The organism is Pseudomonas sp. EB271-G4-1, assembly GCF_058791355.1.
The window spans coordinates 1-13,866 of record NZ_JBYTEO010000023.1 but is presented as its reverse complement, the minus strand read 5'-3'; the positions used below and the strand labels follow the sequence as shown (position 1 = coordinate 13,866).

The 13,866-nt window shown below is 60.7% G+C and carries 10 protein-coding genes; 4 read left to right on the top strand and 6 right to left on the bottom strand.

Annotated elements, in window-relative coordinates:
- Window positions 1–81: 81 nt before the first annotated feature.
- A complete protein-coding gene (locus AC3WWR_RS13375) occupies window positions 82–1,914 on the top strand; it encodes a sigma-54-dependent Fis family transcriptional regulator (protein ID WP_042955948.1) in 1,833 nt (610 codons plus the stop codon).
- Between the two features lie 229 nt (window positions 1,915–2,143).
- On the opposite strand, the gene cysS is transcribed toward AC3WWR_RS13375, so the two are convergent.
- Together cysS and AC3WWR_RS13365 are read right to left on the bottom strand one after the other, a co-directional pair.
- A complete protein-coding gene (cysS, locus tag AC3WWR_RS13370; RefSeq protein ID WP_033045696.1) occupies window positions 2,144–3,526 on the bottom strand; it encodes a cysteine--tRNA ligase in 1,383 nt (460 codons plus the stop codon).
- Window positions 3,527–3,540: 14 nt separating this feature from the next.
- The gene (locus tag AC3WWR_RS13365) at window positions 3,541–5,238 is read right to left on the bottom strand and encodes a glutamine--tRNA ligase/YqeY domain fusion protein (protein WP_020801185.1); all 1,698 of its coding nucleotides are present in this window, start codon (window positions 5,236–5,238) and stop codon (window positions 3,541–3,543) included.
- A 251-nt stretch (window positions 5,239–5,489) separates the two neighbouring features.
- Here AC3WWR_RS13365 and AC3WWR_RS13360 point away from each other — a divergent pair, with 251 nt between their 5' ends.
- Both AC3WWR_RS13360 and lpxH read left to right on the top strand, forming a co-directional pair.
- The gene (locus AC3WWR_RS13360; RefSeq protein ID WP_020801186.1) at window positions 5,490–5,993 is read left to right on the top strand and encodes a peptidylprolyl isomerase; all 504 of its coding nucleotides are present in this window, start codon (window positions 5,490–5,492) and stop codon (window positions 5,991–5,993) included.
- A complete protein-coding gene (gene lpxH / locus AC3WWR_RS13355) occupies window positions 5,990–6,718 on the top strand; it encodes a UDP-2,3-diacylglucosamine diphosphatase (RefSeq protein WP_033045694.1) in 729 nt (242 codons plus the stop codon). The genes AC3WWR_RS13360 and lpxH overlap by 4 nt, the downstream gene beginning before the upstream one ends.
- 125 nt (window positions 6,719–6,843) lie before the next feature.
- Here the strand turns inward: lpxH and AC3WWR_RS13350 are convergent, their stop codons facing one another.
- The 4 genes from AC3WWR_RS13350 to AC3WWR_RS13335 all read right to left on the bottom strand — a co-directional run bounded on the left by AC3WWR_RS13350 (window position 6,844) and on the right by AC3WWR_RS13335 (window position 11,699).
- A complete protein-coding gene (locus tag AC3WWR_RS13350) occupies window positions 6,844–8,373 on the bottom strand; it encodes a DHA2 family efflux MFS transporter permease subunit (protein ID WP_020801188.1) in 1,530 nt (509 codons plus the stop codon).
- Between the two features lie 168 nt (window positions 8,374–8,541).
- The gene (locus tag AC3WWR_RS13345) at window positions 8,542–9,744 is read right to left on the bottom strand and encodes an HlyD family secretion protein (protein ID WP_020801189.1); all 1,203 of its coding nucleotides are present in this window, start codon (window positions 9,742–9,744) and stop codon (window positions 8,542–8,544) included.
- Window positions 9,745–9,759: 15 nt separating this feature from the next.
- The gene (locus AC3WWR_RS13340) at window positions 9,760–11,229 is read right to left on the bottom strand and encodes an efflux transporter outer membrane subunit (RefSeq protein WP_492598787.1); all 1,470 of its coding nucleotides are present in this window, start codon (window positions 11,227–11,229) and stop codon (window positions 9,760–9,762) included.
- Window positions 11,226–11,699 carry a MarR family winged helix-turn-helix transcriptional regulator gene (locus AC3WWR_RS13335; RefSeq protein WP_020801191.1) on the bottom strand — a complete coding sequence of 158 codons (474 nt, stop codon included), beginning with the start codon at window positions 11,697–11,699 and terminating at the stop codon, window positions 11,226–11,228. The genes AC3WWR_RS13340 and AC3WWR_RS13335 overlap by 4 nt, the downstream gene beginning before the upstream one ends.
- A gap of 245 nt (window positions 11,700–11,944) precedes the next feature.
- Here AC3WWR_RS13335 and zapE point away from each other — a divergent pair, with 245 nt between their 5' ends.
- Window positions 11,945–13,075, top strand: a complete 1,131-nt coding sequence (gene zapE / locus AC3WWR_RS13330; protein WP_492598786.1) for a cell division protein ZapE — start codon at window positions 11,945–11,947, stop codon at window positions 13,073–13,075.
- The last annotated feature ends 791 nt before the right edge of the window (window positions 13,076–13,866 follow it).

Genomic DNA, 13,866 nt, shown 5'->3' with positions numbered 1-13,866 from the left:
ATCGCAGCCTGCGGCAGCTCCTACAGGGGATAGCATGTGCCTATAACAACAATAAAAATGCTGATTCAGAGACTGACTGCCATGGTCACATCCGCCTCGCCGCTGACCCACGACGCCATCATCCAGGACTCCTGGAAACGTTGTCGCGCCTTCGGCCTCAACCATCAGAGCACCCCGGCCTTCGATCAACTGCCCGCCGAAGGCATCAAGCAATTGCTGGAGAGCCAGCATTCCCTGGTGCAGACCACCCATCAGGAAGTCCTGCCGTACTACGAAAACATCCTCAGTAACTCCAACTGCCTGATCATGCTCGCCGACAATCAGGGCCAGGTGCTGACATCCTGGGGCACCCAACGGTTTATCGAACCGAGCCTGACCCGTGGCTTCAGCGCTGGTGCCAGCTGGATGGAGCGCTGCAGCGGGACCAATGCGATCGGTACCGCGCTGGCTTGCGAACAGGCGGTGCACATCGAGCACGATGAGCACTTTCTCAAGGCCAACCGCTTCATGACCGGCTCCGCCGCGCCGATTTTCGATGCCGAGCGCAAGGTCATCGCCGTGCTGGATGTGTCCAGCGACAGCTACCTGCCGCCCTCCCATACCCTGGGCATGGTCAAGATGATGAGCCAGACCGTGGAAAACCGGCTGATTCTCAACCTGTTCCACGGCCAGCATTTTCAACTGACGTTTAACACCGGCCTGAACAATCTCGACAGCCAGTGGGCCGGGTTGCTGATCTTCGATGAGAGTGGCCAGGTGCTGTCCGCCAATCGTCGCGCCGACAACCTGCTGGGCGTGAGCTTGTCGCGGGTCAGTGTCGAGAGTCTGTTCAAGGTTTCCTTGCTGGAGCTGCTCAATCAACCCGAAGGCTTGCCCTTCTCGCTTCAGACTTGCGGGCGCAATCGATTCCAGTGCCTGTTGAAGCGGCCAAAGATGGCACCTGTTCAAGCGCGGGTGTTCACCGAACCCAGCGTCACGGCGCCCGCCGCCATCAGCCTCAACACCCTGCATTTTGGCGACAGCCGCGTGGAAAAAGCCGTGCGCCAGGCCGAGCGCCTGCTGGAAAAGGACATTCCGTTGTTGATTCATGGCGAAACCGGGGTCGGCAAGGAAGTGTTCGTCAAAGCCCTGCATCAGGCCAGCTCGCGCAACAAACAGGCGTTCATCGCCGTGAACTGTGCGGCCATTCCCGCCGAACTGGTGGAGTCTGAGCTGTTCGGCTATGAAAAAGGCGCGTTCACCGGCGCCAACCAGAAAGGCAGCATCGGCCTGATCCGCAAGGCCGACAAAGGCACGCTGTTCCTCGATGAAATCGGCGACATGCCGCTGCCAACCCAGGCGCGCTTGCTGCGTGTGCTGCAGGAGCGTTGTGTGCAACCGGTGGGCAGCAGCGAGTTGTTCCCGGTGGACATTCGCATCATTTCGGCGACCAACCGCTCGTTGCGCGAGCAGGTACAACTGGGGCGCTTTCGCGAGGACTTGTACTACCGCATTGGTGGCCTGACCCTGGAACTGCCGCCATTAAGGGAGCGCAGTGATAAAGAGGCGCTGTTCAAACGCTTGTGGGAACAGCATCGTGAACCCTCGCAATGGGCGGGATTGAGTCGCGAGGTGCTGGAACTGTTCAGCCGTCACCCCTGGCCGGGGAATTTAAGGCAAGTCAGCAGCGTGATGCAGGTGGCGCTGGCCATGGCCGAGGAACAACCGGTGCGGCCGGAGCATTTGCCGGATGATTTTTTTGTCGATCTGGAGATGGAGCCAGTGGAGACGCCAGAGCCGTTGGCGGTGGATCTTGATGATGCCGAGGATTTGAACCGGCAGTTGCAGGCAGTTGGGGGGAATATTTCGCATCTGGCACGGCGGTTGGGGGTTAGTCGCAATACCCTTTACAAGCGACTTCGCCAGGCGGAGTAATTCGCAATCCACCCTGGCAGTGCTCGGCTTGAGACCTTCGCGAGCAGGCTCGCTCCCACAGAGGATCTGCCTCGCACACAAAACTCAAACATCACAAAAATTGATCGTTCCCACGCGCCGCAAAGGAATGCCTCAACGGACGCTCTGCGTTCGGCTTTTGATTTGGGACGCGGAGCGTCCCGGGCTGCATTCCCACGCAGAGCGTGGGAACGATCATCCGGTGCAGCAATCAGTCAGCCAGACGCCAGGTCGTGCCGCCCTTGCCGTCTTCCAGCACCACGCCCATGGCAGTGAGCTGGTCGCGGATACGGTCGGATTCGGCCCAGTCCTTGCCGGCACGCGCCGCCAGGCGCGCAGCAATCAGCGCTTCGACTTCAGCTGCATCCACACGCCCTTCGGCGCCGGCTTGCAGGAAGTCATCGGTTTCAAGCTGCAACACGCCCAACACGCTGGCCAGTTCTTTCAAACGCGCAGCCAGGCCGGCCGCTGCGTTCAGATCGTTCTCGCGCAGGCGGTTGATCTCGCGCACCATCTCGAACAGCACCGCACAGGCTTCCGGCGTGCCGAAGTCGTCGTTCATCACCTGGGTGAAACGCTCGACGAAGGCTTCGCCACCGGCCGGCGCCACGCTCGGCAGGCCTTTCAACGCGTGGTAGAAACGCTCCAGGGCGCCCTTGGCGTCCTTGAGGTTGTCTTCCGAATAGTTGATGGCACTGCGGTAGTGGCTCGACACCAACAGGTAACGTACGACTTCCGGGTGGTACTTATCGAGCACGTCGCGAATGGTGAAGAAGTTGTTCAAGGACTTGGACATCTTCTCGCCATTGATGCGGATCATGCCGCAATGCATCCACGCGTTGGCGTAGGTCTTGCCGGTGGCCGCTTCGCTCTGGGCGATTTCGTTTTCGTGGTGCGGAAATTCCAGGTCGCTGCCGCCGCCATGAATGTCGAAGGTTTCGCCCAGGCAGCAGGTGGACATCACCGAGCACTCGATGTGCCAGCCCGGACGCCCGGCGCCCCACGGCGATTCCCAGCTCGGCTCGCCCGGCTTGGCGGCTTTCCACAGCACGAAGTCCAGCGGGTCCTGCTTGGACTCGTCGACTTCGATGCGTGCGCCGATGCGCAAGTCTTCGATTTTCTTGCGCGACAGCTTGCCGTAGCCCATGAACTTGCCGACGCGGTAGTACACGTCGCCATTGCCCGGGGCGTAGGCGTACCCCTTGTCGATCAGGGTCTGGATCATCGCGTGCATGCCCGGGATGTGATCCGTGGCACGAGGCTCCATGTCCGGCTTCTTGATGTTCAGGCGCGCTTCGTCTTCGTGCATCGCCGCGATCATGCGCTCGGTCAACGCTTCGAACGACTCCCCGTTCTCGTTGGCCCGATTGATGATCTTGTCGTCAATGTCGGTGATGTTGCGCACATAAGTCAGGTCGTAGCCGCTAAAACGCAACCAGCGGGTCACCAGGTCAAAGGCGACCATGCTACGGCCGTGGCCGAGGTGGCAGTAGTCGTACACGGTCATGCCGCACACGTACATGCGCACCTTGTTGCCATCAAGCGGCTTGAAGACTTCTTTGCTCTTGGTGAGCGTGTTGTAGATCGTAAGCACGTTATTTCCTTGAATCACTGGCCCCACGAATCACGCAGGGTCACGGTACGGTTGAACACCGGATGACCGGGTTTCGAGTCCTTGATATCCGCGACGAAGTAACCTTCGCGCTCGAACTGGAAACGGTCTTCCGGCTGTGCGTTGCCAAGCGAAGGCTCGGCACGACAACCGGTGAGTACCTGCAGCGAGTCAGGGTTGATGTTGTCCAGGAAACTGGCGCTGTCTTCGGCCTTCTCCGGGTTGGGAGAACGGAACAGGCGATCGTACAGGCGCACTTCGCACTCGACGCTGGCAGCGGCCGGCACCCAGTGCACAACGCCCTTGACCTTGCGGCCCTCAGGGTTCTTGCCCAGGGTGTCCGGATCGTACGAGCAACGCAGTTCGACGATGTTGCCATCGGCGTCCTTGATCGCTTCGTCGGCACGGATCACGTAGCTGCCGCGCAGGCGCACTTCGCCGTTCGGCTCCAGGCGCTTGTAGCCTTTTGGCGGCTCTTCCATGAAGTCTTCACGGTCGATGTAGAGCTCACGGGCGAATGGCAGGACGCGCACACCCATGTCTTCTTTAGGGTGGCATGCCAGTTCAAGGTTCTCGACCTGGCCTTCCGGGTAGTTGGTGATCACGACTTTCAGCGGACGCAGCACGCACATGGCACGCGGGGCACTGTGGTCGAGGTCGTCACGGATGCTGAATTCGAGCATGCCGAAATCGACCACGCCGTCGGAACGGTTGGTGCCGATCATTTCGCAGAAGTTGCGAATCGATTTTGGTGTGTAGCCTCGGCGACGGAAGCCCGACAGCGTGGACATGCGTGGATCGTCCCAACCGTTGACGTGCTTTTCATCGACCAGCTGCTTGAGCTTGCGCTTGCTGGTGATGGTGTAGTTCAGGTTCAGGCGGCTGAATTCGTACTGGCGCGGCTTGGCCGGCACCGGCAGGTTCTCCAGGAACCACTCGTACAGCGGACGATGGCTTTCGAATTCCAGGGTGCAGATCGAGTGGGTAATGCCTTCGATGGCGTCCGACTGACCGTGGGTGAAGTCGTAGTTGGGGTAGATGCACCACTTGTCGCCGGTCTGGTGGTGATGAGCGTGGCGGATGCGGTACATGATCGGGTCGCGCAGGTTCATGTTCGGCGAAGCCATGTCGATCTTGGCACGCAGCACGCGTGCGCCGTCCGGGAATTCACCGGCCTTCATGCGGGCGAACAGGTCCAGGTTCTCTTCGACGCTGCGGTCGCGGAACGGGCTGTTCTTGCCTGGCTCGGTCAGGGTGCCACGGTATTCCTTGGCCTGTTCAGGGGTCAGGTCGTCGACATAGGCATTGCCAGACTTGATCAGCTCCACCGCCCAGTCGTGCAACTGGTCGAAATATTGCGAGGCGTAGCGCACTTCGCCGGACCATTCGAAGCCCAGCCATTTGACGTCGCTTTCGATCGCGTCGATGTATTCCTGGTCTTCCTTGGCCGGGTTGGTGTCGTCGAAACGCAGGTGCGTGACGCCGCCGAACTCCTGGGCCAGGCCGAAGTTCACACAGATCGACTTGGCGTGGCCGATGTGCAGGTAGCCGTTGGGTTCAGGCGGGAAACGGGTGACGATTTGCGTGTGCTTGCCCGAGTCCAGGTCTGCCTGGATGATCGGCCGCAGGAAGTTGACCGGCACGGCAGGGCCGGTCTTGGCATTCGAGGTAGGGTCGACAGTGGGCTTGCTCATAGGATCCTTGAACGTACAAGTGCGTGGCCGTAATGAAGGCCGGACAAAACAAAGCCGCTATCATAGCCGATGCCGTCAAGTACCTGACAGAGCGCGCTCTGTAAACCGTCGCATTTAATAGGCTGTAAATGAAAAAACAGCCTCGAAATTCGTGCCTGTCACGCTAAACTGCGCACCTTGGCCAGCGCTGGCCAAACCGGTTGGGGGCCGTACTGCCCCGAAACCCACGAATTCCTTAAAGAGTAGCGATCATGACTCAAGTCAAACTGACCACCAACCACGGCGACATCGTCCTGGACCTGAACGCCGAGAAAGCCCCGATCACCGTGGCCAACTTCATCGAGTACGTTAAAGCCGGTCACTACGAAAACACGGTTTTCCACCGTGTCATCGGTAACTTCATGATCCAGGGCGGCGGTTTCGAGCCTGGCATGAAAGAAAAGAAAGACAAGCGCCCAAGCATCCAGAACGAAGCCGACAACGGTCTTTCCAACGACAAGTACACCGTCGCCATGGCCCGCACCATGGAGCCGCATTCGGCTTCCGCGCAGTTCTTCATCAACGTGGCTGACAACAGCTTCCTCAACCACAGCGGCAAGAACGTGCAGGGCTGGGGCTACGCGGTATTCGGTAAAGTGACCGCCGGCACCGACGTCGTCGACAAGATCAAAGGCGTGGCCACCACTTCCAAGGCCGGCCACCAGGACGTACCGGCAGACGACGTGATCATCGAGAAAGCCGAGATCATTGAGTGATACTGCTGATTTCAGACTTGCATCTGGAAGAGGAGCGCCCGGACATTACCCGGGCGTTTCTGGATTTACTCGCCGGGCGCGCCCGCTCGGCGAGTGCACTGTACATTCTGGGCGACTTTTTCGAGGCGTGGATTGGCGATGACGCCATGACCCCTTTCCAGCGTTCCATCTGCCAGGCCCTGCGCGAATTGAGCGACAGCGGCACGGCCATTTTCCTGATGCACGGCAATCGCGATTTCATGCTGGGCAAGGCGTTCTGCAAACAGGCCGGCTGCACCCTGCTCAAAGATCCGAGTGTCGTGCAGTTCAACGGCGAACCCGTGCTGTTGATGCACGGCGACAGCCTCTGCACCCGCGACGAAGGCTACATGAAGCTGCGGCGCTACCTGCGCAACCCAATCACCCTGTTCATCTTGCGGCATCTGCCGTTAAGCACCCGGCATAAGCTGGCACGCAAGCTGCGCAGTGAAAGCCGGGCGCAGACGCGCATGAAGGCCAATGACATTGTCGATGTCACGCCCGAAGAGATTCCACGGATCATGCAGCAATATGGCGTGAAAACCTTGATCCACGGGCATACCCATCGTCCGGCCATTCACAAGTTGCAGATCGGCGATCTGGCAGCCAGGCGTATCGTGCTGGGGGATTGGGATAAACAGGGTTGGGCGTTGCAGGTCGACGACAGCGGGTTTGCCCTGGCACCGTTTGATTTCCCCTCTTCTTGAGTTGATCGTTCCCACGCTCTGCGTGGGAATGCAGCCCGGGACGCTCCGCGTCCCTTCCAGAGCCGAACGCGGAGCGTCCGTTGAGGCATTCCCACGCAGAGCGTGGGAACGATCTGTCCGCTACATCAATGGCCGGATGCTTCAGGCCCAGCCTTCGCCGCAAACGGCGGTTTCGCCAGCCATACGATCAGGATCAACCCCATGAACGCCCACCCCAGTAACGTGAAGTAGTCCACGGTGGAGAGCATGTACGCCTGGCTGGTCAACACGTGGTCGAGCTGCGCGTACGCCGGGTTGCTCGCACCACCCAGTGCATGCAGGGCCTCGCGGGTTGCGGGCTCGTAGGTGCTGATGCTTTCGCTCATGTAGGCATGGTGCTGGTCCGCACGGCGAATCCAGATCCAGGTGGTCAACGACGCGGCGAAGCTGCCGCCCAGGGTCCGCAGGAACGTCGCCAGCCCCGCGCCGTCGGCGATCTGGCTCGGCGGCAGGTCCGACATCAGGATGCTCAGGGTCGGCATGAAGAACAACGCCACGCCAATGCCCATGAACAACTGCACCAGGGCGATGTGCTGGAAGTCCACTTCGCTGGTAAAGCCGGCACGCATGAAACAGCTCAAGCCAATCGCCAGGAATGCCAGGCCCGCCAACAAGCGCAGGTCGAACTTGTGCGCGTATTTGCCGACAAACGGCGACATCAGGACCGGCAGGATGCCAATTGGCGCCACCGCCAGGCCGGCCCAGGTTGCCGTATAACCCATCTGGGTTTGCAACCATTGCGGCAGGATCAGGTTGATCCCGAAGAAACCGGCGTACCCCAACACCAGCACCAGGGTGCCGATGCGGAAGTTGCGGTGGGCGAACAGGCGCAGGTTGACCACCGGGTGTTGGTCGGTCATTTCCCAGATCACGAACACCGCCAGCGCAATCACCGAAATGGCCGCACCGATGAGAATGAAGCTCGATTCGAACCAGTCCAGGTCATTGCCCTTGTCGAGGATCACCTGCAACGCCCCGACGCCGATGACCAGGGTGATCAAACCGACGTAATCCATCGGCTGATGGCTGGTCACCACCGGCCGCGCCTTGAGCTGCGAACGCACGACCATGACCGCGAAGATCCCGATCGGCACGTTGATGAAGAAGATCCACGGCCAACTGTAACTGTCGGTGATCCAGCCGCCGAGGATAGGCCCTGCAATCGGCGCGACCACCGTGACCATCGCCAGCAGCGCCAGGGCCATGCCGCGCCTGGCGGGCGGATAAACGGCGATCAGCAGCGTCTGGGTCATCGGGTACAACGGTCCCGCCACCAGGCCTTGCAGCACCCGAAAGCCGATCAGCTCCGGCATCGATGTGGAAATACCGCAGAGAAATGAGGCCAGCACAAACAGGACGGTCGCCCACAGGAACAGCTTTACCTCACCGAACCGCCGGCTCAGCCAGCCGGTCAGCGGCAACGCGATGGCGTTGCTCACCGCGAAAGACGTGATGACCCAGGTGCCCTGCTCCGAACTCACCCCCAGGTTGCCGGAAATGGTCGGCAGCGCCACGTTGGCGATCGTGGTGTCGAGCACCTGCATGAAGGTCGCCAGCGACAGGCCGATGGTGCTCAGCACCAGGCTGGGGGGCGTGAATGACGCGTTATTGCTCATCGCGAATCCTTTGATACTCGGCTGACGCCGCTAACCCTGTGGGAGCGAGCCTGCTCGCGAAGCGGTATCCCATCCAACACTAATGTTGACTGACCGGACGCTATCCTCGGAACGCCGCCCGGAGCAGACTCGCTCCCACAGGGGTTGGTGTGATGGCAGATTGGCGAGTCAGCGACGCGCGGTCTTGCTCACCGCGGCGCTGTTGTCGTGGATCAATTGCGTGATCATGGCATCGGCCTCGGTCAACTGGCGGTCATAGATGGCGGTGCTGAACGAAGCCTTTTGCGGCGGCTGCTGCGCCAGCACCGGGCCGCTCTGGTCACGCAGGTTCACATCGACCACGGTCGACAGGCCAACGCGCAGGGGATGCTCGGCCAGCTCCTGGGCGTTGATATGAATCCGCACCGGCACCCGTTGCACGATCTTGATCCAGTTGCCAGTGGCGTTCTGCGCCGGCAGCAAGGCAAACGCGCTGCCCGTGCCAGCGCCAAGGCTGTCGATGTTGCCGCTGTATTTCACGCTGCTGCCGTAGAGATCAGTTTCGATCTCCACCGGCTGGCCGATACGCATGTCACGCAGCTGGGTTTCCTTGAAGTTGGCGTCGATCCACAATTGATCCAGCGGGATCACCGCCATCAGCGCCTCCCCCGGCTGCACGCGCTGCCCCAGTTGCACGCTGCGCTTGGCCACGTAGCCGGTGACCGGCGCGATCAGGGTGCTTCGGGCGTTGTTGAGGTAGGCCTGACGCAATTGCGCAGCGGCGGCCATCACGTCCGGGTGCGATGAAACCACCGTGTCATCGACCAGTGCGGCGGTGGTCTTGAGCTTTTGTTGGGCGGTGGCCAAGGCGTTTTGCGCCGAGGTCAGGTCATCACGGGCGTGGGACAGTTCCTCTTGGGAAATCGCCCCGCCGACGGCGAGATTTTTCCGCCGGTTAAAGTTGTCCTGGGCTTTTTGCACCTCAGCTTGCTGGGCGTTGACCTGGGCTTTCATGCCGTCGACGTCGCTGTACAGACCGCGAACCTGACGAACAGTCCGGGCCAGATTGGCCTGGGCGCTTTGCAGACCGACTTCGGCGTCGTTCGGGTCGAAGTTCACCAACACCTGGCCTTCGTGGACCAGGTCGCCATCGTCGGCGCCGATACTGACGACGGTACCGGTAACCAGCGGGGTGATTTCCACCACGTTGCCATTCACATAGGCATCGTCGGTGCTTTCGCTCCAGCGCCCGTAAAATTCGTGATAGGCCCAGACGCCTGCGCTGCCCAGCGCGACCACCACCGCCAGGGCCAGCAGCATGAACTTGCGCTTGCCCGAATCGGAATTGGCCGGGTTGTTTTCAGTGGTTGGCGTTGTATTGGCAGTGGCCATGACAAATTCCTTGAATTATTGGGTCAGCGTGGCTGGCGCGGTATTGGCCGAGGCCATGGCCTCTGGCTGGAAACCGCCGCCCAGCGCCTGTATCAGCTGGATCGACAGGTCGATCTGCTCGGCATTCAGGTTGGCCAATTGGCGCTGGGCCTGGAGCAACTGCTGCTCAATACTGAGCACGTCCAGATAGTTACCGATGCCGGAACCGTAGCGCTGGACCACGGTGTTGTAAGAGTCCTGGGCGATGTCGGTGGCGTGTTGCTGGGCCGCGATCTGGCGACCGATGTCACGCAACTGATTGATGCTGTCGCTGACGTCGCCCAGCGCCCTGACCAGGATTTTGTTGTACTGCGCCACCGCCAGGTCGTAGTCGGCGTCGCGGGAATCGAGGTCGGCGCGCAGTCGACCACCGTCGAAAATCGGTACGGAAATCGTCGGTGCGACATTGAAGAAGCGGCTGGCCGAACCAAACATCGCATCGCCCAGCAATGATTCGGCACCGGCCGCGGCGCTGAGGTTCAAGTTTGGATAGAACTGGGTTTTGCCAGCATCGATATTCTTGCTCGCCGCCTCGACCCGCCAGCGCGCAGCCACCAGGTCCGGACGACGTCCGAGCAGTTCGGCTGGCAGCACCGACGGCAGGGCCACGGCACCCGGCTTGAGAATGTTCGGTCGAGCGACTTCGTTGCCGCGATCCGGGCCTTTGCCAAGCAGCACGGCCAGCGCGATCCTGGCGCTTTGCAGGCGCTTCTCGGCATCGATCAAATTGGCTTCGGAGGTGGCTTCCAGGCTTTCGGTCTGCTGGAACTGATACTGGCTGTCGATCCCCGAACTCAGGCGGCGCTGGCTCAGATCAAGCATTTGCCGGGTACGCTTGAGGTCTTCGGCGGACAGGTCATGGACGATGTGCGCCTGCCCCAGGTCGCTGTAGGCGCGGGCCACGTCAGCGGACAAGGTCAACTGCGCGGCTTGCTGGTCGACCTCGGCGGCACGGGCCTGCCCCAGCGCCGCTTCCCAGGCATCACGCTGACCGCCCCAGAGGTCAAAGTTGTAATTGAAGATGGCGCTGATGTTGCGCACCGTGGAGTAATTGCCACCCTGCCCCAGCGGGTCCTGGTCCCGGGCCAGACGCGAACGGCTGACGCCGGCGCTGGCATCCAGTGTCGGCATCCGCGTGGCGTCGGCGGCATAGGCCGCGGCGCTGGCCTGATGGGCGCGGGCGTCGGCGATCTGCATGTCGGGGCTGTCGCGCAGGGCCTCGCGGATCAGACCGTCGAGCTGCGGATCGCCGAGACTTTTCCACCAGTCGCTTTTCGGCCAGGCCGCCGGCGACAGCGTCACGCCGCTGAGGGATTGCCCCGCCTTGAGGTTTTTTGCATCAAGGCTGACACCTTCGGTGGTCAGGCCACTGTAACTGGCGCAACCGGCCAGGCCCATGGCCAACAGAAGCAGGCTGACGCCAGTGCGCAAGGTTTTCACGTTCATTGGTCACCTAACCGCTGCAGGGTGATCGAGTCACCGGCCGCTACCAGGATTTTCTTGAGAATGGATTCCAGGGTTTTCAGTTCTTCCGGCGTGATGGCTCCGGCCAGTTCATTCATGGCTTCGGTGCCGATGCCCGGCAGAAGATCGGCGAGTTTCTGGCCCTCGTCGGTCAGCACTAGCTGAATCTGCCGACGGTCTGCCTCGGAGCGCTGGCGGGCGAGGAAACCTTTCTGTTCCAGACGATCGAGCATGCGCGTCATCGAACCGCTGTCCAGGGACAGGTACCGGCACAGCTCACCCGGCGAATCGACGCCGAACTGGGCCATGATGATCAGCACCTTGAACTGCGCCGCGGTGATGCCGTGGGGTTCCATGTGCGTATCGATGATCCGGTCCTTGAGCAGCGCAGCGCGCCCGAGCAGGAGGCCGAGGTGGCAATTATGGAAATCGTCTGGCGTGAAATGCTTCATCTGAATACCGATTAGCTGCCTAGGCAGTGAATGTATGTCGAAATATTACTGCCTAGGCAGCCAATGTCAACGTAATAGTTAGGTTGCTTAGCAATTAGTTGACCAATGGCGTTGGTTATGAGCGACCGTTTATCGACGTCATCGCCCGCAAAACCGACGACACAACTGGAAGCAAAACTACCCAACTGGTTAAACTATGCCGCCGCGGCTCAAGGAGCCTGACTGAAGATCACGGGGACATCACAGTGGCCGCTCGACCACCCAAGCATTCGCGACTCACTCTGCGCTGGCCAGCGTTGCGCCGCCTCTTCGGCAAGATATCGGCCGGGCCTGACCGTCACTGCGCGAATGCGCGGGTAATTCACGACTACTTTCACCACAAGGCCTGTTCTCAGGGCTACACCCTCAGCCATAGCCAGCAACGGGTCATCGACTGCATGGCGCAGCACGCATCAAAACTGTTGGGTACGCCAGGCAAGACACTGCCCGGGCTTTACCTGCACGGCGCCGTCGGCCGCGGCAAAAGCTGGCTGCTCGACGGGTTCTTCCAGGCGATCCCCCTTGCCCAGAAGCAGCGCCTGCACTTCCACGGTTTTTTTGCCCGTCTGCACGAGGGCATGTTCAGCCATCGCAACGAACCGGATGCGCTGGCGACCACGCTGGATGAGTTACTGAGCGATTGTCGGGTGCTGTGTTTCGACGAGTTTCACGTCCACGACATCGGCGATGCGATGCTCATCACGCGACTGTTCAAGGCGCTGTTCCACAGGGGGATCCTGCTGCTGCTCACCTCCAATTACCCGCCTGAAGGCCTGCTGCCCAACCCGCTTTACCATGCGCGCTTCAAGCCCGTGATCGACCTGATAAATGCGCGCATGCACGTCATGGAAGTCGGCGGGCCCCACGACTATCGCAGCCAGGCCAGAACCCATGCGCACCAGCTGTTCACCCAGGGCCGATACGTCTGGCCCGCCACACTGGCGCAACGCCAGACATCGAACCTGCCGGCGCCGAACGGACCGGCCATTGCCCTGGCCGTCGGCACTCGCCATCTATCGGCCCGCTTCTGCAAAGGACGCGCCGTCGGTTTTACTTTCAGCGACCTGTGCGACCACCCCACAGCGGTCATGGATTACCTGGAGCTGTGTCGCCGCTTCGATCACTGGATCATCGACGAACTGCCCGACCTCGCCGACTGCTCGATTGCCGCGCAGCAGCGATTCATCAACCTGGTCGACGTCTTGTATGACCAGGACAAGCACCTGACATTGCTGGGCCAGCGCTCACTGCGCGAAAGCCTGGGCGGTGACGCTATAGACCTGGCGCGCACGCGTAGTCGGTTGGGGCAATTGGTGGAGGTAAGGGAGGGGGTTTGAGTTGGGGCAACTTGCTGCGGGGTTGAAGAAAAAGATCGCAGCCTGCGGTAGCTCCACAGGGGAATGCGTTCACCTGAAATCAGGTCGGCCGCCTCGCTTTCGCGTTTGATCTTGATCTGGCTTTTGATTTTCTTGCCCCCCATCGGAGCCTCTACCAACTTTGGTCCATGCCGGGTCGAAGCTTGTGGGAGATTGTTTTCTGAGTACATATCCGTTGCTGCGGTAACGCCCACTTATGGTTTCGCTCTTACAGCGACTTCCTTTTTCAAACGCCAAAAAGGAAGCAAAAGGCTTTGCCCCACCACTCGGTGCCTCGCCTAGGCTCGGCATGCCCTCACTCCGGCATTGCTCCGTGGGTCGCCGCGATGGGCCATCCATGGCCCAGCGTGGCTAAACCGGCGTCCTGCCGGTTTCCCCACTACGCAATGCCTGCGTTCGGCCATCGCGGTTAACGGGGCGCCCCAGATCAAAAACCAAAGCGAGGCGGCCTGACAGCCGACCTGATCTTTGCAGATACCCCCAATTGATCGTTCCCACGCTCTGCGTGGGAATGCATCCTGTGACGCTCCGCGTCACCATTGCGCATGGCTCACGTCATGCGTCGTCTGCGGAACGCCGAGCGTCCCTGGCGGCATTCCCACGCAGAGCGTGGGAACGATCACAGCACGGTCAGACCTGCAATCAGATCGGCTTTAAGGCCGCCTCGCTTTGCGTTTGATCTTGATCTGGCTTTTGATTTTCTTGCCCCCTCGAGAGGCCGAGTGGAGGTTCTGCGCAGTGGGTAAACCGGC